Origin of the sequence: Actinoplanes utahensis, assembly GCF_016862455.1 — a bacterium.
In the GTDB taxonomy this organism is placed as follows: domain Bacteria; phylum Actinomycetota; class Actinomycetes; order Mycobacteriales; family Micromonosporaceae; genus Actinoplanes; species Actinoplanes utahensis.
On sequence record NZ_BOMZ01000123.1, the window covers coordinates 12,469 to 32,917 of the forward strand.

Here is a 20,449-nt window from a genome sequence, read left to right on the forward strand (position 1 = left end):
GCCGGGGAGACAGCCCTGACGACCAGCCGGAACGCCCCTGGATCAGCCGGTTTCGCGGAGGGTCAGGCCGGCCGCGACCGAGCCGGCGCACGAGGCCAGATAGAGCAGGATCAGGCCGAGCCCGGTGAAGACGCCGCCGCCGGCGAACAGCAGGATGAACAGGAAGGTCCCGGCGACCGGGCCGGTGACCAGCAGGCAGGCCGCGGCCTTCTGCGCCGGGCTCCACCGTGGCGAGCCGGCCGCGATCAGCAGCGCGGCGCCCGGCGCGACGAACGGCAGCACGAACGCCCCACCCGCCAGCAGCGCGACCGCTGCCCGGTCGGCACCGCGCGGCCCGGCAGGCGGAGCGGACGTGGGTGACGACGGCACCGGCAGGCGCAGGTGGGTGGGAGTGCCACTGCGGCGTACGGCCGCGACCAGCTGCTCCGGCGGGCCCAGCCGGGTGAGCGCGCGGGACGGGTCGCCGGCCAGATCGTGCCGCATCGCGATGTAGCCGGACACGGTGGTCATCAGATCGTCCCGCGTCGCCGGGGGCAGGTCGTCGCTCGCCGCCCAGAGCGCGGCCAGGTAGTCGAGAACGAGAGTGTCGTCGTGGGCCAGGGGTGCCGTGGACATCGAGTTCCTTCCGCCGGAGTGGACGGCCAGAGGACGGACGGGTGCGGGGGAGGGGCGCGCCCGTTCCGGTGCCTGACAGCATTCCGCGCCGGACAGCCCGCGCACATCGGTCCACGGTGGTAAGAAACGGGGGACGGCATCAGACTTTGGTCGTAGTCCGGGAGGATGGTGGACATGCGCCTGGTATCGCTGCTGCCGTCCGCGACCGAGATCGTCTACGCCCTGGGCCTGGGCGACGACCTGGTCGGCGTCACGTTCGAGTGCGACGAGCCGGCGACGGCGCGGACCAGCAAGACCGTCGTGGTGGGCGGGCGTGACACCCGCGGCATGACCCCGGCGGAGATCGACGGCTATGTGCGCACCCAGATGGCGGCCGGCGGCGACCTCTACACCCTGCACGCGGACGCGCTCGCCGGGCTGGAGCCGGATCTCATCCTCACCCAGGACCTGTGCCGGGTGTGCGCGCTGCCGTCGGGGCATGTGGACGAGGCGCTGACCCATCTGGGCTGCCGGGCCGAGGTGCTGTCGCTGGACCCGTACACCCTGGAGGACGTGCTCACCACCTTCGCCGAGGTCGCGGGCGCGGTGGGCGTACCGCACCGGGGTCTTGATCTGGTGGCCGGTCTGCGGGAGCGGCTCGCCCGGGTGGCCGCGGCGGTCGCGGGGCGGGCGCGGCCGAGGGTGGCCGTGGTGGAGTGGGTGGATCCGCCGTTCACGGCCGGGCACTGGGTTCCGGACCTGGTGACCGCGGCCGGCGGCGAACCGGTCGCGGCCCGCCCCGGGAAGCGTTCGGTGCAGGTGTCGTGGGCCGAACTGGCCGCGCCGCAGCCGGAGATCGTGCTGGTCACCCCGTGCGGCTACCACCTGGACGGCGCGATCCGGCAGGCGAAGGCGGTGGCCGGGCGCTTCCCCGGCGCGGCGGTGTGGGCGATCGACGGCGACGGCCTGGTGGTACGCCCGGGGCCGCGCCTGATCGACGGGGTGGAGGCGATCGCGGCGATCCTGCACCCGGACGCCGTACCCGCCGCACCCCCGGACTCCGTGCACCGAGTGGCCTGACCAGCGATTTCCGGCAGCGGCCGGAGAAGTGCCGGACCGTCGTCGGCGAGCCGGGCCGCAGCGGCCGGGTACGGGTCCGGGTGACAGGGCGGCGGGGCGGGCGATTTACGATCGGTGGGTAACACCGGACATGACGGGAACGGGTGACGATGGAGACGTTGGAGTTCCAGGCCGAGGCGCGCCAGCTGCTGCAGCTGATGGTCCATTCGATCTACTCGAACAAGGACATCTTCCTGCGCGAGCTGATCTCGAACGCGTCGGACGCGCTGGACAAGCTGCGCCTGGCCAAACTGCAGGACGGCCTCGAGGCGGACACCTCCGACCTGCACATCGAGATCGAGGCGGACACCGAGGCGCGCACACTGACCGTCCGGGACAACGGCATCGGCATGACCCGCGACGAGGTCGTGGAGCTGATCGGCACGATCGCCAAGTCCGGCACGGCGGAGCTGCTGACCAAGTTGAAGGAGGCGAAGGAGAGCCCCGAGCTGATCGGTCAGTTCGGTGTCGGCTTCTATTCGACGTTCATGGTCGCCGACAAGGTCACGCTGGTGACCCGCAAGGCCGGCACCGAGGGGCACGGCACCCGCTGGGAGTCCGAGGGCGCCGGCACCTACACCATCGACGACGCGCCGGACGTTCCGATCGGCACCACGATCACGCTGCACCTGCGTCCCAAGGACGAGGACGACGCGCTCTACGACTACACCGACGAGTGGAAGATCAAGGAGATCGTCAAGCGGTACTCCGACTTCATCTCGTTCCCGATCCGCAAGGGCGACGAGGTCCTCAACTCCCAGAAGGCCCTGTGGGCGCGTCCGCGCAGCGAGGTCACCGACGAGGAGTACCACCAGTTCTACCGGCACATCAGCCACGACTGGACCGACCCGCTCGAGATCATCAACATGAAGGCGGAGGGCACCTTCGAGTACGAGGCGCTGCTCTTCATCCCGTCCCGGGCGCCGCACGACCTGTTCCAGCGGGACGCCCGCCGCGGGCTGCAGCTCTTCGTCAAGCGCGTCTTCATCATGGACGACAGCAAGGAGCTGATCCCCGACTACCTGCGCTTCGTCAAGGGCGTGGTGGACGCCGCCGACCTGTCGCTCAACATCTCCCGCGAGATCCTGCAGCAGGACCGGCACATCCAGATGATCCGGCGCCGGCTGGTCAAGAAGGTCCTCTCCACGATCAAGGACCTGATGAGCAGCAACCCGGAGAAGTACGCGACGTTCTGGCGCGAGTTCGGCCGGGCCGTCAAGGAGGGCCTGCTCTCCGAGCCCGACAACCACAAGCCGATCCTGGAGATCGCGTCCTTCGCCACCACCCACGGCAGCGAGCCCACCACTCTCGCCGCCTACGTGGAGCGGATGAAGGAGGGCCAGGAGGAGATCTACTTCCTGACCGGTGAGAGCCGCTCCCAGGTGGAGAACTCGCCGCACATGGAGGCCTTCCAGGCCGAGGGCTACGAGGTGCTCATCCTCACCGACCCGGTCGACGAGATCTGGGTCGACGCGGTGCCCGAGTGGGACGGCAAGAAGCTGCGCTCCATCGCCCGTGGCGCCGTCGACCTGAAGAAGGACGAGGAGGAGAAGGAGCCGGAGGGTGACTTCGGCCCGCTGCTCGGCTTCCTCAAGGAGAAACTGGACGAGCGGGTCAAGGAGGTCCGGCTGTCGCACCGGCTGACCACCTCGGCGGCCTGCCTGGTCAGCGACGCCGACGACATCACCCCGGCGCTGGAGAAGATGTACCGGGCGATGGGCCAGGAAGGCCCGCGGGTCAAGCGGATCCTCGAGCTGAACCCGAACCACCCGCTGGTCACCGGGCTGCGGGCGGCCCACGAGCGGGGCGCGGAGGACGCGGCGCTGCCGGACACCGCCGAGCTGCTGTACGGGACGGCGCTGCTGGCCGAGGGTGGCGACCTGGACGACCCGGCCCGCTTCGCGAAGCTCCTCGCGGACCGTCTCGCCCAGACGGTGTGATCGATGCCCGGCCCGCCGGTTCGACCGGCGGGCCGGGTTCTCATCGGAGGTGCGCCAGCCAGGAGCGGGGGCCGGCGTGGGAGACCCGGATCGCGGCGACGCGGGACGCGAAGGCGATCGCTGCCGGGAGATCGAGATCGCCGCGGGCCAGCGCGACGGCGAGCGCGCCGTGGAAGGCGTCCCCGGCACCCGCGGTGTCGACCGCGGCCACCGACGGCACCGGGACCCGGCCGGTGGCATCGGGAGCACTGAACCAGCGGACCGGTTCCGGCCCGTGCGTGATCACCACATGGGGAGCGGCGACGGCGGCGGCGGTGGCCGCGTCGTCGTCACCCCCGGTGCCCGTGTCGTCATCACCGGCGGGGGCCGGGTCGTCGTCACCCGCGGCGGCCGGGGAGCACGCCGGGTGGCGGAAGTCGCCGGAACAGGCGACGACCTCGGCGTACGGGAAGACGTCCGTGAAGACCGGCCGCCAGCTGCCGGCGTCGACCAGCAGACGGCGTGCGGAGCGGGCGGCGGCGACCGCGAGTGCCGGGTGATGGCCGTCGACCAGGGTGAGGTCCGCGTCGGGCAGGCCGCCGGGTGGGACGGCCACGGCGCGGTTGCCGGCGTTACGGCTCACGATCGTTCGTTCGCCGGTGGCGGCGAGCACCGTCACGGCGGAGACCGGCGGGGGTTCCGGTGAGCGCGGATCCGCGTCGATCAGGGTCACGCCGTGGGCGGCCAGGTCGGCCCGCACCAGTTCGCCGAGCGGATGTGACCCGACCGCGCTGATCAGGGTGACCTCGGCGCCGAGGGCGGCCGCGGTGACCGCCGCGTTGGCTGCCGGGCCGCCCGCCGCCACTTCCACCGAGGCGGACTGGACCTTCTCGTCGATGCCGGGGAACCGGGCCACCCGCTGCACCACGTCGACAGTGGCGAGGCCGACGAAGAGGAGGGGCATCGCGGGTCAGCCGTTGGTGAGCTCGGTGAAGAAGGTGCCGATGTTGCTGAAGATGTCGGCCACGCCCTGACCGAGGCTGCGGGCCACCTCGGCGGCCGGTGCCGGGTTGGTGCCGATCCAGAAGACGAGCAGGAACACCAGGATCCAACCCAGAACCTTCTTCATCGGGTATCGATCCTCCGCATGCCGGGTCGCCGGGAACGCCATCCAAGATCGTGGCACAGGGGCACGGCGGCCCGCAGGTCGGCGCGCCGTGCCTGAGAATACTCACAGCGAACTGGAAGTAGCTTTCTTTTGGGAGTTACTGTCATTTCATGGCTACTTCCATGAAAGACGCCGCCACGCGCTGGTACGCGCTCGGTGCCCTCGTCCTCTGTTCGGTCGTCATCGGCCTGGACAGCACGGTGCTCAGCGTCGCGCTGCCGACCCTGGCCCGCGACCTCGGCGCCGACACCGCGGACCTGCAGTGGTTCACCACCTCCTATCTGCTGGTCCTGGCCGCCGCCCTGCTGCCGGCCGGCATGCTCGGTGACCGCTACGGCCGTAAGCGGCTCCTGCTGATCGCCCTGGTCCTGTTCGGATCGGCCTCCGCCGCCTGCGCCCACGCCCAGACCGCCGGCCAGCTCATCGCCGCCCGTGCCGTCCTCGGCCTCGGCTCAGCGATGATCATGGCGTTGATCGGCGCGGTCCTGACCGTCCTCTTCGGCGAGCGGGAACGCCCGCGTGCCCTGTCCATCTGGGTCACCGCGAACGCCCTCGGCATCCCGCTCGGCCCGCTGCTCGGCGGCTGGCTGCTGGACGGGTTCCACTGGGGCTCGGTCTTCCTGATCAACCTGCCGATCGTGCTGCTCGGGCTGATCGCGGTCGCGGTGCTGCTCCCGGAGTCGCACGGTGACCGGCGGCGCCGCTTCGACATCCCCGGCATCGTGCTGTCGGCGACGGGGCTGGTCGTTCTCACGTACGGGATCATCGAGGCCGGGGAGCGGGGATGGGGTGACCCGCGCGCACTGGTGACCATCGCCCTCGGGGTGTGCGCGCTCGGCGCGCTGGTGTTCTGGCAGCGCCGCGCCGCCGAGCCGCTCATCGACCTGGCACTGCTCGGCGACCGGTCGTTCGCCGGGGGCACGATGCTCGCCACGATCGCCGGTTTCGCGTTCTTCGGCCTGCTCTTCGCCCTGCCGCAGCTGTTCCAGGCGGTCGGTGGCGCGGACGCGTTCGGCACCGGGCTGCGCCTGCTGCCGGTGATCGGCGGCCTGCTGATCGGTGCCCGGGGCGGGGAGCGGCTCAGCTCCCGGATCGGCGCCCGGCCGGTGGTCTCGATCGGCCTGGCCCTGATGGCGGCCGCCCTGGTGGCCGGGGCGGTGGCGCCGGTGGGTTACGGCTGGGTGGCCGCCTGGATCACGGTCGCCGGCATCGGTCTCGGTCTCGCCATGCCGACCGCGATGAACATCGCGATCAGCGCCCTCGACGTGGGGCGCAGCGGGGTGGGCAACGCGCTGATCCAGGCGATCCGGCAGGTCGGCGGCGCGATCGGGGTGGCCGTCCTCGGCATGGTGCTGAACGCCGGATACCGGGACGCGGTTCAGGTCGGCGATCTCCCGCCGCAGGCCGCCGACACCGTGCGGGACAGCGCGGCCGGCGGAGTCGCCGTCGCCGGGCGCCTGGGCAGTGCCGATCTGCTCGCCGCGGTGCGGGACGCGTTCGGGCACGGGATGAGCCTGTCCCTGCTGGTCGCCGCCGCGCTGGCCGCCGGTGGCGCGGTGCTCGCCCTGGTGATCCTTCCGCGCGCTGAGCGGCCCGGGCCGGTGCTGGCAGAATCGGGGGTATGACCGCGCTCCCGACCAGCCTGCGTGAACGTAAGAAGGCGAAGACCCGGGCCGCGATCCGCGAGCACGCGATGCGGTTGTTCGAGGAACAGGGGTACGCCGCGACCACCGTGGACCAGATCGCGGACGCGGCCGAGGTCTCGCCCAGCACCTTCTTCCGGTACTTCCCCGCCAAGGAGGACGTGGTCCTCGCCGACGACCTGGACGAGGTCATGGTCCGTGTCTTCCTCGCGCAGCCGGCCGAGCTGGCGCCGCTGGACGCCATGATGCAGGCCGTGCGGGACATCTTCACCGGCATGGACCCGCAGGTGTGGGCGTTCGAGCGCCGCCGTCAGGACCTGATCTTCGGTGTGCCCGAGCTGCGGGCCCGGGCGATCCAGCAGATGACCGAGACCGTCGACCTGTTCGCCGGGGCCATCGCGCAGCGACAGGGCCTTCCGGCCGACCATTTCCCGGCCCGGGTCATGGCGGGCGCCGCGGTCGGAGCGATCCTGGCGATCATGCCGTCCGGGGTGGGCGCCCAGGGCGTCACTCCGGGTGATCACTCCCGGATGGAGCAGGCGCTGACCCTGCTGCGTGACGGTCTGCCACTGGGTTGAGCCCGAGCGCCGCCCGCGCCGATTCCAGGATCCGGCCGGACAGATCGGTGCCCTCGGTGGCCCGGGCCAGGAGCAGGGCGCCGACCATGGTGCTGAGGGCGGCCAGGTCCTCCTCGCCGCCGGTGCCGATCCGTCGGGCGAAACCCTCGACCCCTTCGGCGTACGCCCGCCGCGTCGCGTCCCCGCCGCCGGCCCGCGCCACGTCCCCGCCGAACCCGGCGGTCGGGCACCCGCCCCCGGGGTCGTCCCGGTGCGCCGTCGTCAGGTACGCGTCCATCAGGCCGGCGCGGTCCCGCATCCGGGCCGTCTGCTCGGCGAACGCGTCCGTCACCGCCTCCGCGACCAGGGCGTCCTTGGAGGCGAAGTGCTTGTAGAACCCGCCGTGGGTGAACCCTGCCTCAGCCATCACGTCGGCGACGCTCACCCCGGCGATCCCGCGCTCGCGGAACAGCCGGGCCGCCGTGGCCACGATCCGCTCCCGGTTGTGCGCGGCCTGCTCCTTCGACACCCGTCCCATGCCCGCCACTATAGATGAGGTGTGTCATCTATTACCTGGCGCTCTTTAGATGATGTACGTAATCTAAATCGCATGGATCTCACCAGCGCAGTCGCCGTCGTCACCGGAGCCAACCGCGGTTTCGGCCGCCACCTCGCCACCCTGCTGCTCGACCGCGGCGCCAAGGTCTACGCCGCCGCCCGCAACCCGGAGACCGTCGACCTGCCCGGCGCCGTCCCGCTCCGGCTCGACGTCACCGACCCCGCCTCGGTCGCCGCGGCCGCCGCCCTCGCCACCGACACCACCCTGCTGATCAACAACGCGGGTGTCGCCGCCGGCGGGTCCGTCATCGGCGGCGACCTGGCCGGCATCCGGCTCGACATGGAGACCAACTACTTCGGCACCCTGCACGCCACCCGGGCCTTCGCCCCGGTGATCGAGGCCAACGGTGGGGGAGCCGTCCTCAACGTGCTGTCCGTGCTGTCCTGGCTGCACCCCGGCGGCTACGGCTCGTACTCGGCGGCCAAGGCCGCGGCCTGGGCGCTCACCAACGCCACCCGCGAACTGCTCGCCCCGAGCGGCATCACCGTCACCGGCCTGCACGTCGGGTTCATGGACACCGACATGGCCGCCGACGTCCCCGCCGACCGCAAGAGCGACCCGGCGAAGGTCGCGGCGCTCGCCCTCGAAGCGGTCGCCCGCGGCGACGCCGAGGTCCTCGGCGACGACCTGTCCCGAGACGTGAAAGCCGCCCTGGCCACCCGCTGACGGCGACGGCTTGTCCCGCGGTGAGGGCGGCGGCTTATCCAGCGGCGTGAAACCCGCCCTGGGCATCCGCCCTGGGCATCCGCCCTGGGCATCCGCCGAGGGCGGCGGCTTGTCCCCGCGGCGTGAGAGCCGTTCTGGCCACCTGCTGACGGCGGCGGCCGTGGGCGATGCGTTCCCTGATCATCTCTGTGCGCCAGAGCATCGACGGCAGTGGTTGAGAAGTATTTCCGCGGGGTAACGCGGCCCCATGACGTCTCTCGCCGCCGAAGCGCCGATCACCGACGCCGGGACAGCGCAACTCGTTCTCGCCGCGGTGCTCGGCATCGCGGCCGTGGTCCTGCTGATCGCCTGGGCCAAATGGCATCCGTTCCTCGCCCTGATCACCGGCGCAGGCGTCCTCGGCCTGGCCGCGGGCGCCGCGCCGGGTAAGACCATCGACTCGTTCATCGACGGTGTCGGCAACACGGCCGGCAGCGTCGGCGTGCTCATCGCGCTCGGTTCGATGATCGGCGGCCTGCTCGCCGAATCCGGTGGCGCCGACGGCATCGTGAACCGGATCGTCAACGGTGTCTCCGGAGCGGCCCTGCCGTGGGCCATGGCCGGCGTCGCGGCGCTGATCGGTTTGCCGCTGTTCTTCGAGGTCGGCGTCGTGCTGCTGGTGCCGATCGTGCTGCTGGTCGCACGGCGTACCGATGTGGGCCTGCTCCGCCTGGGCATCCCGGCTCTGGCCGGCCTCTCGGTGCTGCACGGTCTCGTCCCGCCGCACCCCGGCCCGCTGGTCGCGATCGAGAGCCTGCAGGCCGACCTGGGCCTCACCCTGCTGCTCGGCCTGGTCTGCGCGATCCCGACGGTGATCATCGCAGGGCCGGTCTTCGGCAACTTCATCGCCAAGCGGGTGCCGCTGCAGGTTCCGGCACTCGCCGCGGCCACCAGCGGCTCGTCGACCAGCGGCTCGTCTGGCAGCGGCTCGTCTGGCAGCGGCTCGTCTGGCAGCGGCTCGTCCGGCGACAGCCCCGTCGGGGGCCGCGACTTCGTGGACCGTGACGACCTCGCCGACCCGGTCAACCCCGGCGCCTCCGTCGACGAGCAGATCGGCCCGCGGCGTAACCCCGGTTTCTGGGCCGCGGTGCTCACGGTGCTGCTGCCGGTCGCCCTCATGCTCGCCCGCGGCCTCGCCGAACTCTTCCTCGCCGAGGGCTCCACCGCCCGCGACATCCTCGAGGTGATCGGCGAGCCGGTCGTCGCGCTGCTGGCCGGCGTCTTCGTCGCCATGTGGGCCCTCGGGCACCGGGCCGGTTTCGACCGCAAGGAGACCAACGCCGTTCTCGGCGGCGCTCTCCCGCCGATCGCCGGCATCCTGCTCATCGTCGCGGCCGGCGGCGGCTTCAAGCAGGTGCTCGTCGACGCCGGGGTGGGCAACGTGATCGCCGACGCCGCCCAGGACGCCAACATCAGCGCGCTGGTCCTCGGCTTCCTGGTCGCCGTCGGCATCCGGGTCGCCACCGGCTCCGCCACGGTCGCCACCATCACCGCCGCCGGCATCGTCGCCCCGCTCGCCACCAGCCTGGACCGGCCCGAGGTCTCGCTGCTCGCCCTGGCGATCGGCGCCGGCTCGCTGTTCTTCTCGCACGTCAACGACGCCGGTTTCTGGATGGTGAAGGAATACTTCGGCATGACCGTCGGCCAGACCATCAAAACCTGGTCGGTCATGGAGACGATCATCTCGGTGGTCGGTTTCGCCTGCGTCATGCTGCTCTCCCTGGTCGTCTGATCAGGCACGGCCCGGACGCGCGTGCCGCCGCCGTCCGGGCCGCTCTGCGGTGTGCCGCCGGTTTCGGTGCGGGTGGTCTGCCGCCTGGTCGCACTGTGGTGTGCCGCCGGTTTCGGCGCGGCGGTCTGCCACCTAGCCGCCGCGCTGCCCGGGCCGGGTAGCCTGCCGGCCGTCGTCACGCCCGGGCCGGAACCGGGACGCGGAACCAGGCGTTCGCGGATGGAGTGAACATCAGCGTGACGCCGATCAGGACGGCCACGATGTGGACACCGCGGCTGACACCGAACGCCAGATCGGCTGCTCCGCTGTCGGCGATCAGGCGCGGCACCGCATTTCCTGCGGCCAGCCAGGCGATCGGATCGGCGACCAGGGAGGCGAGGCCGACCACGCCCAGCCCCACCGCCAGGGTGAGACGGGCCCAGCGGCGGCCCGCCCGCATCTGCCAGGCGACGGCGACCGCCACCACGAACACCGCCGTGCGGACCGCGGCGCCGCCCACGACGTCCCCGGTCAGCCCCTCCCGGGCCACGACGGAACAGGTCTCGAACACCCCCGCGCCCACGGCGACCAGCCAGCTACCGAAGGCCGCTCGCACGGCAGCCGGTGCACGTTCCCGTGAATTCCGCATGCTCCGATCGTGCTCCGCGGCCCACCGCCCCGACATCCGGCGGGCTCTACTCTTCAGGGTGGTGCCAGGTCTACTGCCGGACCAGCCCGCGAGCCGTAGCATCGACGGCCATGCGGCTGAGCTATGAGAACGTGCTGGCGACCGGACCCTTCCCCAAGGTGCGCAGTGTGCTGGCGCGGGACCGGCAGCGAGCCGTCGTCGTCGAGCTCGGGGAGGACCGGTGGGCGGTCGTGCCCGAGGTTCGGTACGGCGTCTCGTCCGCCAACCACCTGGCGTGCCGGATCAGTGAGGCGACCGGTGGACCTGCGGCGTCCTTCGAGGTGTACGACCCGGACCTGCTCTCCGTCGCGATCTTCCATACGGGCGGCAAGGTGCACGGTTACCACTCCGAGCAAGGACACACCATTACGAACTGGGACGAGAACGATGTGCCTTTCCTGATCGACCGGCTCGGCCGCGCCTACTCCGAGGACGAGCCGCGCCCGCACGGCCCGTACGGCGACGATCCGGCCCCCTTCACCCTGCTCGCCGCCGGGCCCGTCGATCAGGCCGCTCTCGGCACCGTGCTGAGCGGGCCGGGAGCCGCCGCGGCCCGGCATCACGATCTGCTGCGTCACCTGAGCCTGGACGTCCCCGCGCTGCGGATGACTTTCGAGGAGGCGGCCGCCTCCGGCCTCGGCCGCGTCACCCCCGGACGCCTGCCCACCCGCACGTGACCGCTGGTCTTTCCGGCCTCGGGGGTGGCGCTTGGTCGTCTGCCCATCCGCAGGTGATCCCGTGTCTGACCGGGCCTCGGGGGTGGGGCTTGGACGTCTGCCCATCCGCAGGGGATCCCGTGTCTGACCGGGCCTCGGGGGTGGGGCTTGGACGTCTGCCCATCCGCAGGGGATTCCGCGCCTCACCGGGCCTCGGGGTCGGGGCCGTTCGCCGAGCGGCCGCCGTCGACCGGCAGGATCGCGCCGTTGACGAACGCGGCCGCGGGTGACAGCAGGAACGCCACGGCGTCGGCGACCTCCTCCGCCGTGCCGGGACGGCCGAGCGGATGCAGCGCGGCCATCTGCGTGTCGACCTCGGGATGCGCCGCCCGGTACTCCTCGAATCGGGCGGTGACGATCGAGCCGAGCGCCACCGCGTTCGCCCGGATCCGGTCGGGCCCGTGGTCGACGGCGATCGCCCTGGTCAGACCCTCGACGGCGGCTTTCGCAGTGGCGTAGGGGAGGGCGCCGCGGACCGGGCGTTGCGCCTGGTGCGAGGAGACGTTGACGATCGCGCCGGGGCGCCGGTGCCGGAGCAGGTGGTTCACGGCGGTGTGGCAGCCGGTCACCGCGAGCGCCAGGTTGGCGGTGACCAGGTCGAGGACCTCGGTGGCGGTGGCCCGCTCCAGCCCGGCGTCACGGAAGATCGCCGCATTGTTGACCCAGCCGGCCAGTGGCCCGGCCGCTTCGGCCGTCTCGGCGGCGCGCCGCGCGACCGCCGGATCCGCGGCGTCGCCGCTGACCAGGGTGACACCTCCGCGCCGGGCGGCGATCGGCCGGCCCGGTCGCGGCCCGCCGGTCGCGGAGCCCACGTCGGCGAGGCGTTCGGCCAGGTCAAGGACCACGACGTGCCCCTCGGCGGACAGGCGCTCGGCGATGATCCGGCCGATCCCCTGGGCGCCCCCGGTGACGACGAACGATGGATGCACGATGGCGGACATCGACCCATGATGCGGCCCGATGCCGATCACCGCAGTGATGACGGGTCCAGGGTCGGAGATCAACCCCCTGATCGTGACGGTACGAAGAGGCGAGTCCACTTCCTCCCGCCCAAGCGCCTCCGCAGTCCCACGGGGTCGGTCACCTGACCCGGGGGAACTCGGTTACGGCGGGCGATGCCCGAGAACAGTGGACGGATGCCGGTCCGGCTTCCCTCCTGCGGAGCGCCTCGCGGAGGAACGGGTGCCCGAGCCGGTTGCGCCGTGGTCGCCGTGAGGGCGGGCCAGATCGGCTTCCCTGGCACGGTGTCGTGGTAATTGCGGCCGGGTCGACTTCGCCCGGGCAGGGCGCTGCGTGATTGCGGGCTGGGTCGGCTCTTACCCGGACAGGGTGCTGTGGTGATTGCGAGCTGGGTCGGCTTTGCCCGGGCAGGGTGCCGGGGTGATTACGGGCTGGATCGGCTTGCCCCGGGCAGGGCGCGGCGGGGATCGCGGGCTGTCTTGTGTCGGGGCTGTCAGGGAGCGCCGAGGGCGCGGCTGGTGGTAGCGCGACCACCGCATTCGGCCCGGTGGCCGCGTTGCGGTCCGGTGCCGGGACCGCCTCGCGTGGACTGGCACGGGACGTGGGGTCCGGCGGGGGCGGCCCACGGCGTACCGAAGCACGGTTGTGATCGTCAGGGGTTGGGGTCTGCGGCGGTGGGGCCGGCCAGGCCGTGCAGGACGAAGGCGGTGAGGGAGTCGACGATCTCGTCGTCGGACAGGGCGGTGGCGCCGGAGGGCAGGACCGCGTAGGCCAGCATGGACAGCATGCCGCCGATGGCGGCGGCGATCAGGGTGGGGTCGCCGGGGAGGGTGTGACCGCGTTCGCGCAGCCAGTCGAGGTGTTCGCGGATGACGGCCGTGTCGCCGGTGAGGCTGCGCCAGGCGCGGTCGGATCCGGGGCCGCCGGACATCGTGGACTCGAACAGGGCGGTCACCACCGGCAGGTTGTCGCGCATCACCCGCCAGCTCGCGCCCAGGTGGTCGCGGAGCTCCTGCCGGTCGGTGAGGTCGTGCTCGCGGGGATGCGGGCCGGTCAGGTGGGCGCCGGCCTGGTCGTGCATCTCCCGCAACAGTTCGTGGAGCAGTTGCTCCTTGTCGCTGAAGTGGTCGTAGAAGACGCCGGTGGCTCGGCCGGCCGCCGAGGTGATGTCGGTGATCTTCGTGTTCAGGTAGCCGCGCTCGACGAACTGGGCGCGAGCCGCCGCCTTGAGCGCCTCACGTGTCTCCGCCGCCCGCTTCTGCCGTACGCCCATCTCGTCCTCCCTTGACGTCCCTCGGTCGCACAGTCTATAACCGACTACAGATTCGCCGAACACTCATTCGGCGAATGATGATTCGGAGGAATTGGCATGAGCGCATTGCGGTTGACCGGGGTCCGGCGGGCCTATGGCAGTGGGGAGGCCGCGGTGACGGCGCTGGACGGGGTGTCCCTCGACCTCGCCACCGGGTCCTTCACCGCGGTCATGGGACCGTCCGGGTCCGGCAAGACCACCCTGCTGCACTGCGCGGCCGGGCTGGAGCGGCCGGACTCCGGACTGGTCGAGGTGAACGGCGAGCCGATGCCGGGCGGCAGCGAGACCCGGCTGACCAGGTTCCGGCGTGAGCGCATCGGATTCGTCTTCCAGCAGTACAACCTGCTGCCGACGCTCACCGCCCTGCAGAACGCCACCTTGCCGCTCACCCTCGCCGGCAAGCGCGTCGACCGGGCCCGGGCGATCGCCCTGCTCGAGGAGGTGGGGCTCGGGGATCGGCTGCACCACCGGCCCGATCAGCTGTCCGGCGGGCAGCGCCAGCGGGTCGCCGTGGCGCGGGCGCTGGTCACCGCGCCGAGCGTGGTGTTCGCCGACGAGCCGACCGGCGCGCTCGACACCCGCAGCGCGCGGGACGTGCTCGCGCTGCTGCGCTCGGCGGTGGACAGGCACGGCCGGACCGTGGTGATGGTGACCCACGACCCGGTCGCGGCGAGCTACGCGGACTCGGTGATCTTCCTCGCCGACGGCCGGCTCGACCCGGCGGGCGAACTGCGGCGCCCCTCGGCCGACGCCATCGCCGCACGGCTCGCCCACCTGGGCGACCAGGCCGTCGGAACGGGGGTCTGACCATGTTCGCTCTCGCCGTCCGGTCGGTCCGGCAGCGTCCCGGGCGCCTCGCCGCCACCCTGCTCGCCGCGTTCTTCGGCGCCGCCGTCGTGATCCTGTTCAACTCCCTGCACGACACCGCGCAGCAACCCGGCATCGACCCGGGCAGCGCCGAGTCGCTCACCCTGACCGCCGGCGTGGTGGGCGGCTACGGAACCCTGCTGGTCCTGCTCGGCGTCGCGTCCACGCTGACGCTCACCGTGCGGCAGCGCTCCGAGGAGATGGATCTGCTGCGCCGCACCGGCGCCACCCCGGGCCAGATCATCCGGATGGTGATCGGCGAGGCGCTGCTGGTCGCGACGGCCGGAGCCCTCCTCGCCGTCGGTCCCGCGGTGCTCGGCGGGCGGGCGCTGGTCGCCCGGCTCCACGAGACCGGCCAGGTCGCCGCCGGTGTCGATCACGTCCTCGGGCCGATCGGGCTCGGCGCGGGCTTCGGCGTCACGCTTTCGGCGGCGGCGGGGGCGGCCTGGCTGGCGGTCCGCCGGGTGACCCGCGGCCGTCCCGGCCGCCACCGGCTGCGGACGGTGGCCGGCGCGCTCGCCGTCACCGCCGGAGCGGGTGGTGTCGGAGCCACCTTCGCCATGGATCCCACCGAGCCGGCGCTGATGGCCGCCCCCGCCTTCGGATCGATCCTGATCTCCGCCGGGCTGGCCGCGTTCTCGCCGGCCCTGGTGCGAGCGCTGATCCCGGCCCTCGGCGGCCCGTTACGGCTGCTGTTCGGCGCCGGCGGGCACCTGGCCGTGCTCAACCTGCGCCGCCGCGCCACCGAGCTGGCCGGGGTGCTGATGCCGCTGATCCTGTTCGTCGGCATGGCCACCGTGACACTGTGCCTGCAGGCGGTGGAGAGCGACGCGATCGCCGGGTCCGGCCTGACCCGCTCGGTCGAGGACCGGAACCTGGAGACGCTCAACCTGGTGGTCGTCGGCATCGTCACGGTGTTCTGCTGCCTGCTGCTGATCAACAGTCTCGCCTCGGCCACCGCCTTCCGCCGCCGGGAGTTCGGGCAGCAGCGGCTGGCCGGCGCCACCCGGAGCCAGGTGCTGCGGATGGTCGGCGCCGAGGCGCTGGTGCTGGTCCTCACCGGGGTCCTGGCCGGCACCCCCGCCGCGCTCGCCGGCGTCCTCTCCTTCACCGCGGTCCGCACCGACCGGATCTGGCCCGGCCAGGCCCTGCCGACCTGGCTGGGCATCGTCGCCGTCGCGGCGCTGGCGGCCGGACTGGCCGGCCTGGTCACCGCCGTCCGGACGGTACGAGTCCCGGCGACCGTCGCGGTCTCGGCCTGAGTTCGTCACGGTCGTTACCCTGTCGCGATGAGATCCCGGACCGTCCTCTGGAGTGTGTCGATCGTGGCGGGGCTGGCGGCGTGCTGCTGGGGCGGCCGGTTCCTCGGGACGGCGACGCTCGGAGCCGAGCTGAGCATGCCGCCGCGATGGCGGATCCCGGAGGTGCCGGCCGGTGCGACGGTGGTCGAGGACACCCGGTCGTGCGGGTCCGGCGGCTGCGGATGGAGCCTGACCCTGCAGCCGGCGGCGGGACAGACGGCCGAGGAGCTGGCGCGGGAGATGGGCGTGGCGGAGTGGCGGAACGAGCCGCCGACACTGACCGACCCCGCGTTCGTCAGCGTGGGATCGCACATCCGGGCCGGGCAGGTCGTCGTCTACGTCGGCTATCGGTGACGCGGGCTATATCCTATTGAGTCCATAGGTAATAGAGTCGATCCCATGGGCAGCCTGCGATCCCTCGCGTTCCTCACCCCCGGCAACTTCCCGGACGACGACCCGTTCAGCGGGCTCGACGCGACCCTCGACCTGTTCGTCTACGGGGAGGGCCTCGGCTTCGACGGCGCCTGGATCCGGCAGCGGCACCTGGAACACGGTGTCGGCTCGGCGGCGGTCCTCCTGGCCGCCGCAAGCCAGCGGACCAGCCGGATCCACCTCGGCGCGGCGGTCATCCCGATCGGGTACGAGAGCCCGTTCCGGCTCGCCGAAGACCTCTCGCTGGCCGACGTGCTGTCCCGGGGGCGCCTGCAGATCGGTTTCAGCGCGGGCCCGCCGCCGCACGCCGACCTCCTCGGCGATCTGGTCTTCGACGGCGACTGGCGGAACTTCGACCTGGGGTACGGCCGGATCGAGCGGCTCCTCGCCAACCTGCGCGGCGAATACCTCGGCGGCCCGGACACGGTGATCCACTCGCCCGGCAACACGCAGCGGCCCCGGCTCCAGCCGTACAGTCCGGGTCTCGAAGGGCGGATCTGGTACGGCGGTGGCAGCTCCCGCTCGGTCCGCTGGGCCGGCGCCAACGGGCTGGGCCTGCTGACCGGCAACATCGTGTCGGGGGAGCGCAGCGACGACTTCGTGACCGCGCAGTCGCAGCTCATCGCGGAGTTCTCGGCGTTCGAGCAGGCCGGCCCGATCGCGGTCGGCCGGGTGATCGTGCCGCTGGACGGCGCCGACCGCCGCACCCGCAAGCGCTACCAGGAGTACGCGCGGAGCCGGCACGACCGCACCCGGAAACCGCACGGCGAGCGGCGTACCCTCTTCGCTCCCGACATGGTCGGCACGGCCACCGAGATCGTCGAACGGCTGCACGCCGACCCGGTCGTGGCCACCGCGACCGCGCTGCGCTTGGAACTGCCGTACGAGTTCGACCGCGAGGACTACGAACAGATCCTCGCCGACACCGCCACCCTGATCGCCCCGCACCTCGGCTGGCCGGGAGCCGCTACCCGCTGAGCCGGCCGGCCGGGGCGGAACTCACCGCGCGCCAGGTCTCCACCGCGGCCCGGACTCGCCCCACCCGGAACGGGAGCAGGAACCCCAGCCAGAGCCAGGCCGGATCGTCCGGGACAGCGCGATGCCCGACGAGGCGGGACGCCGGCGGCAGACCGGTGCGCCCGGCGGAGCGGGCCGGCCGGACGACCACGACCGTCCGGAGACCCGCCCGGACGGCCTGGAGATCCCCGATCTCCGGCCAGGTCAGCAGCCGGCCGGCCGAAACCGGATCGGTGAGCTGGACACCGTGCGGGCACAGGATGCCGGCCAGGAACGGCCCGGCGGGCAGGTCACGAATCTTCCGGCGGAACCACGCCACGGTGGCGACCACGATCGCCGCCTCGACGAGCAGGGTGACGGTGAGGGCGACGGCTCCACCCATGAGGTGGAACAGCTGGGGGAACCCGGCGAAGGGAGGCAGGGCCAACACCACGGCGAGGACGAACCCCCACCACGGGGGCAACGGGCCCTGCGGATCGCGGAGCGGGATGCCGTCGGAGCACTCGTGCATCGGGGTCCCCTCGGTGACGGCCGGACAGCAGCGGGATGGACGCTAACCGATGACGGCCGGCTCCCGCAGACCCCTCGGCGACTTCTTGACGCGTACGGCGCAGCACGTTACGAAAGCACAAGCTCGAGGAACCACCGAACACCGAGCTTGATCATCGGCCGGCCGATGCTCGGAGGCTCGGCAGCGGAAGGACGACGACTCGACGGACAGGGGCGGCCACGATGACCGACAACCATCTGACGGAGCTGCGGGCCCGGGCGGCGCAGGGCGACGGTGACGCCATCGGCGAGCTGGTCGAGCTGGCGGGTGAACGCGGCGACATGGACGAGCTGCGCCGTCTCGTTGACGAGGGCAGCGCCGACGCGGCTGCACAGCTCGTGGAGCTGGCCGGTGAACGGGGCGACATGGACGAGCTGAGGCGTCTGGCCGCGAACGGCAACCACGATGCGGCCGACGTCCTGCTCGAGCTCTCCGAGGAAGACGACAAGGACTACTGACGAGCTGTCCGCCGACGGACGGAAGCCGTCGTGCCCGAGCCCGGCATGCGAAAGACGAGGATCGACGGGGCGTCAGCCGACACCCCCGTCGATCCTCGCCATCGGGGTCCTACGCGTTGAGCTTGTCGCGCCAGGTGAGGAACTCGCGGAGTTCGGTGAGGTCGGGGGTGGGGCCGCCGGTGTGGATGGTGAAGAGGCGGGCGCCGAGCTCGTACATCCTGTCGCGGTTCTCGGTGTTGCCCATGACGGAGATCTCGATCTCGGAGGGGTCGCGGCCGACGTCGTTGCAGTGGCCGCGGAGGATGCCGAGTTTACGTTCGAGGGTCTCCGGGTCGGAGAAGCTGTGCCAGATGTCGGCGTGCTTGGCCGTCAGGCGCAGGGTCTTCTTCTCGCCTCCGCCGCCGATCAGGACGGGGATGTCGCGGGTCGGCTTCGGGTTCAGCTTCTCCCAGCGCGACTCGATGCGGGGGAGCGCGGTCGCGAGGTCGTCGAGGCGGCCGCCGGCGGTGCCGAACTCGTAGCCGTACTCGGTGTAGTCGCGTTCGAACCAGCCGGAGCCGATGCCGAGGATCAGGCGGCCTTCGGAGATGTGGTCGACGGTGCGGGCCATGTCGGCGAGCAGGTCGGGGTTGCGGTAGCTGTTGCAGGCCACCAGTGCGCCGATCTCCACCCGGGAGGTGGACTCGGCCCAGGCGGCGAGCATGGTCAAGCACTCGAAGTGCAGGCCGTCCGGCTCACCGGAAAGCGGATAGAAGTGGTCCCAGTTTGTTCTGTTACCACATCCAGTCACACGACAAGTCCCCGTGGGCCGGGGCCTCGGGATAGATCTTAGCGGTGATGCGAGGTTGAACTGGCGCCAGTCGATGCCCGTGTCGAGCGAGAGTTGCATGAGCTGCTCTTGTCAGGCGTCTGGCGGGCATCGCCGAACAGCGCCAGGAACCGGCTGGCCGACGAGACTGGTCCTCGCTCCGATCCGTCGACCGCCCCGCAGCGACAGCATGTCGTTCCGCCTACCCGTTCAATAGATGCGTCACCCGCATCGGATCGCTTCGTGTGGTGCTGTGGATGCCCGGCCCAGCCCACGGTCTCGCTGCCCCGGCAGGCGTACTCCCACATCGCCGGGTCGATACCCTTGCGGGCCTGGTCGGCGTTGCGGTCGATTCGTCTGATTCCGGGTCCCCAGAGAAGGTTTAGGAAAGGTCTCCGACCGCGGTCGGCGGTGGTTGTCCGGAGTTGTGGTCAGCGCGAGGAAGACTCCGCCGACCGGGACCACGGCCGGACTCAGCGGCACGTGTCACGCTGCACCTGCAGGCATCGCCGCAGGCAATGCGCCGATGTCCAGGCCACGCTCACGCCCTGATTCGTCGCGACGACACGCGCCGAACGCGCCTCCCGGTTCGCACCCTCGGCTCACTGACTCCGCCGAGAAGCGGAAAGGCCGCACCTTACTCGGGCCCCTTCCGGTCGTGTCCACGCAACCATGCCGGCCCCGGCAAACCCGGACGCCCAACCGGATTGGGCAGCCAGCGACCCTATCGGCGGCGAACCCGGCCGCCCTTACCTCACGTACACCGCGGGGCACTCCTCGCCGGGTAGCTGGTCCTCGCCGGCTCGTGTGACTTCCACAAACTGCACGCTGAGTTTCTCGGTCCTGCCCAGCATGCCCTGGTAGTCGCATCCGTTGTCATTGCGGAGGTTCCAGGGCGTGCTGGTCGAGTTGTTGACATGGATGTCGGCGAGCACGATGCCCTCAGAGCCCCGGTAGTGCCAGGAGTGCTTCTGCCGCCAGTCCCCTTCGCCGTCGAACTCTTCCAGGGCGTACGGCTGATAGTCGGTGAAGTCGGTCAGCTGCTTACTGATCCCCGCCAGGGTGTTCGGGAAGGTTAAGGTGCCGCCGTCGGAGGCCAGATACACGTCCTGCCCGGCTGGCACATGCACCTCGATCTCCGAGATCCCCTTGGCGTCGGCGCACACCGCGACGCCGACCTCGTTGAGCATGGTCCAGCTGCGGCACTCCGTGCCCGGCTTCCATTCAGGTTTGCTGACCTGCTCCTTCCTGACGCCGCGGAACACGTCGATCGCCTCGCTCATCGGCGTGTTGGTATCGACGCAC

The 20,449-nt window shown here is 71.6% G+C and carries 22 protein-coding genes; 12 read left to right on the forward strand and 10 right to left on the reverse strand.

What is annotated here, in order from left to right; genetic code table 11:
• Nucleotides 1-42: 42 nt before the first annotated feature.
• Nucleotides 43-615: an HAAS signaling domain-containing protein gene (locus Aut01nite_RS42355; RefSeq protein ID WP_043533624.1), complete on the reverse strand. Its 573-nt coding sequence runs from the start codon at nucleotides 613-615 to the stop codon at nucleotides 43-45.
• A 174-nt stretch (nucleotides 616-789) separates the two neighbouring features.
• On the opposite strand from Aut01nite_RS42355, the gene Aut01nite_RS42360 reads away from it, so the two are divergent.
• Together Aut01nite_RS42360 and htpG are read left to right on the forward strand one after the other, a co-directional pair.
• On the forward strand, nucleotides 790-1,674 hold the full coding sequence (locus tag Aut01nite_RS42360) for an ABC transporter substrate-binding protein (protein ID WP_043533625.1): 885 nt from the start codon (nucleotides 790-792) through the stop codon (nucleotides 1,672-1,674).
• Nucleotides 1,675-1,817: 143 nt separating this feature from the next.
• Nucleotides 1,818-3,653, forward strand: a complete 1,836-nt coding sequence (gene htpG / locus Aut01nite_RS42365; RefSeq protein WP_201775655.1) for a molecular chaperone HtpG — start codon at nucleotides 1,818-1,820, stop codon at nucleotides 3,651-3,653.
• Between the two features lie 40 nt (nucleotides 3,654-3,693).
• Here htpG and Aut01nite_RS42370 read toward each other — a convergent pair whose 3' ends face one another.
• Both Aut01nite_RS42370 and Aut01nite_RS42375 read right to left on the reverse strand, forming a co-directional pair.
• Nucleotides 3,694-4,596, reverse strand: a complete 903-nt coding sequence (locus Aut01nite_RS42370; RefSeq protein WP_043533626.1) for a PfkB family carbohydrate kinase — start codon at nucleotides 4,594-4,596, stop codon at nucleotides 3,694-3,696.
• 6 nt (nucleotides 4,597-4,602) lie between these two features.
• The gene (locus Aut01nite_RS42375) at nucleotides 4,603-4,761 is read right to left on the reverse strand and encodes a hypothetical protein (protein ID WP_173476768.1); all 159 of its coding nucleotides are present in this window, start codon (nucleotides 4,759-4,761) and stop codon (nucleotides 4,603-4,605) included.
• 149 nt (nucleotides 4,762-4,910) lie between these two features.
• On the opposite strand from Aut01nite_RS42375, the gene Aut01nite_RS42380 reads away from it, so the two are divergent.
• Together Aut01nite_RS42380 and Aut01nite_RS42385 are read left to right on the forward strand one after the other, a co-directional pair.
• Nucleotides 4,911-6,425 (forward strand): DHA2 family efflux MFS transporter permease subunit, encoded by a 1,515-nt coding sequence (locus Aut01nite_RS42380; RefSeq protein ID WP_043533628.1) that lies wholly within the window; start codon nucleotides 4,911-4,913, stop codon nucleotides 6,423-6,425.
• Complete coding sequence (locus tag Aut01nite_RS42385; RefSeq protein ID WP_043533629.1) at nucleotides 6,422-7,021, forward strand: acyl-CoA-like ligand-binding transcription factor; 600 nt, start codon at nucleotides 6,422-6,424, stop codon at nucleotides 7,019-7,021. Before Aut01nite_RS42380 ends, Aut01nite_RS42385 begins: the two co-directional genes overlap by 4 nt.
• Here Aut01nite_RS42385 and Aut01nite_RS42390 read toward each other — a convergent pair.
• Nucleotides 6,951-7,538 (reverse strand): TetR/AcrR family transcriptional regulator, encoded by a 588-nt coding sequence (locus tag Aut01nite_RS42390; protein ID WP_052164654.1) that lies wholly within the window; start codon nucleotides 7,536-7,538, stop codon nucleotides 6,951-6,953. The genes Aut01nite_RS42385 and Aut01nite_RS42390 overlap by 71 nt on opposite strands.
• A 72-nt stretch (nucleotides 7,539-7,610) precedes the next feature.
• On the opposite strand from Aut01nite_RS42390, the gene Aut01nite_RS42395 reads away from it, so the two are divergent.
• Together Aut01nite_RS42395 and Aut01nite_RS42400 are read left to right on the forward strand one after the other, a co-directional pair.
• Entirely contained in the window at nucleotides 7,611-8,285 is a 675-nt protein-coding gene (locus tag Aut01nite_RS42395) for an SDR family oxidoreductase (protein WP_043533630.1), read from the forward strand.
• Between the two features lie 247 nt (nucleotides 8,286-8,532).
• Nucleotides 8,533-10,056 carry a GntP family permease gene (locus Aut01nite_RS42400; protein WP_043533631.1) on the forward strand — a complete coding sequence of 508 codons (1,524 nt, stop codon included), beginning with the start codon at nucleotides 8,533-8,535 and terminating at the stop codon, nucleotides 10,054-10,056.
• Nucleotides 10,057-10,231: 175 nt separating this feature from the next.
• Here the strand turns inward: Aut01nite_RS42400 and Aut01nite_RS42405 are convergent, their stop codons facing one another.
• Entirely contained in the window at nucleotides 10,232-10,684 is a 453-nt protein-coding gene (locus Aut01nite_RS42405; protein ID WP_043533632.1) for a hypothetical protein, read from the reverse strand.
• Between the two features lie 110 nt (nucleotides 10,685-10,794).
• Between Aut01nite_RS42405 and Aut01nite_RS42410 the strand changes: the two genes are divergently transcribed.
• The gene (locus Aut01nite_RS42410) at nucleotides 10,795-11,400 is read left to right on the forward strand and encodes a hypothetical protein (RefSeq protein WP_052164656.1); all 606 of its coding nucleotides are present in this window, start codon (nucleotides 10,795-10,797) and stop codon (nucleotides 11,398-11,400) included.
• 182 nt (nucleotides 11,401-11,582) lie between these two features.
• On the opposite strand, the gene Aut01nite_RS42415 is transcribed toward Aut01nite_RS42410, so the two are convergent.
• Both Aut01nite_RS42415 and Aut01nite_RS42420 read right to left on the reverse strand, forming a co-directional pair.
• Nucleotides 11,583-12,380 (reverse strand): SDR family NAD(P)-dependent oxidoreductase, encoded by a 798-nt coding sequence (locus tag Aut01nite_RS42415; RefSeq protein ID WP_043533659.1) that lies wholly within the window; start codon nucleotides 12,378-12,380, stop codon nucleotides 11,583-11,585.
• Between the two features lie 671 nt (nucleotides 12,381-13,051).
• Nucleotides 13,052-13,672, reverse strand: coding sequence for a TetR/AcrR family transcriptional regulator (locus Aut01nite_RS42420; RefSeq protein WP_043533633.1), 621 nt, complete (start codon nucleotides 13,670-13,672; stop codon nucleotides 13,052-13,054).
• Nucleotides 13,673-13,768: 96 nt separating this feature from the next.
• On the opposite strand from Aut01nite_RS42420, the gene Aut01nite_RS42425 reads away from it, so the two are divergent.
• From Aut01nite_RS42425 to Aut01nite_RS42440, 4 genes are read left to right on the forward strand one after another with little or no spacing between them, the layout of a single operon-like run.
• A complete protein-coding gene (locus Aut01nite_RS42425; RefSeq protein WP_043533634.1) occupies nucleotides 13,769-14,518 on the forward strand; it encodes an ABC transporter ATP-binding protein in 750 nt (249 codons plus the stop codon).
• A gap of 2 nt (nucleotides 14,519-14,520) precedes the next feature.
• Nucleotides 14,521-15,840, forward strand: a complete 1,320-nt coding sequence (locus tag Aut01nite_RS42430; RefSeq protein ID WP_043533635.1) for an FtsX-like permease family protein — start codon at nucleotides 14,521-14,523, stop codon at nucleotides 15,838-15,840.
• A gap of 27 nt (nucleotides 15,841-15,867) precedes the next feature.
• Nucleotides 15,868-16,233, forward strand: a complete 366-nt coding sequence (locus Aut01nite_RS42435) for a hypothetical protein (protein ID WP_043533636.1) — start codon at nucleotides 15,868-15,870, stop codon at nucleotides 16,231-16,233.
• Nucleotides 16,234-16,278: 45 nt separating this feature from the next.
• The gene (locus Aut01nite_RS42440) at nucleotides 16,279-17,289 is read left to right on the forward strand and encodes an LLM class flavin-dependent oxidoreductase (RefSeq protein ID WP_043533637.1); all 1,011 of its coding nucleotides are present in this window, start codon (nucleotides 16,279-16,281) and stop codon (nucleotides 17,287-17,289) included.
• Here the strand turns inward: Aut01nite_RS42440 and Aut01nite_RS42445 are convergent.
• The gene (locus Aut01nite_RS42445; protein WP_043533638.1) at nucleotides 17,279-17,839 is read right to left on the reverse strand and encodes a hypothetical protein; all 561 of its coding nucleotides are present in this window, start codon (nucleotides 17,837-17,839) and stop codon (nucleotides 17,279-17,281) included. The two genes, Aut01nite_RS42440 and Aut01nite_RS42445, sit on opposite strands and share 11 nt — an antisense overlap.
• A gap of 221 nt (nucleotides 17,840-18,060) precedes the next feature.
• On the opposite strand from Aut01nite_RS42445, the gene Aut01nite_RS42450 reads away from it, so the two are divergent.
• Entirely contained in the window at nucleotides 18,061-18,336 is a 276-nt protein-coding gene (locus tag Aut01nite_RS42450; protein WP_043533639.1) for a hypothetical protein, read from the forward strand.
• A 109-nt stretch (nucleotides 18,337-18,445) separates the two neighbouring features.
• On the opposite strand, the gene Aut01nite_RS42455 is transcribed toward Aut01nite_RS42450, so the two are convergent.
• Nucleotides 18,446-19,225: an LLM class F420-dependent oxidoreductase gene (locus Aut01nite_RS42455; RefSeq protein WP_084000195.1), complete on the reverse strand. Its 780-nt coding sequence runs from the start codon at nucleotides 19,223-19,225 to the stop codon at nucleotides 18,446-18,448.
• Nucleotides 19,226-19,893: 668 nt separating this feature from the next.
• Nucleotides 19,894-20,449, reverse strand: a 556-nt coding sequence (locus Aut01nite_RS42460) for a hypothetical protein (RefSeq protein ID WP_204037945.1), incomplete at its 5' end; no start/stop codon positions are given.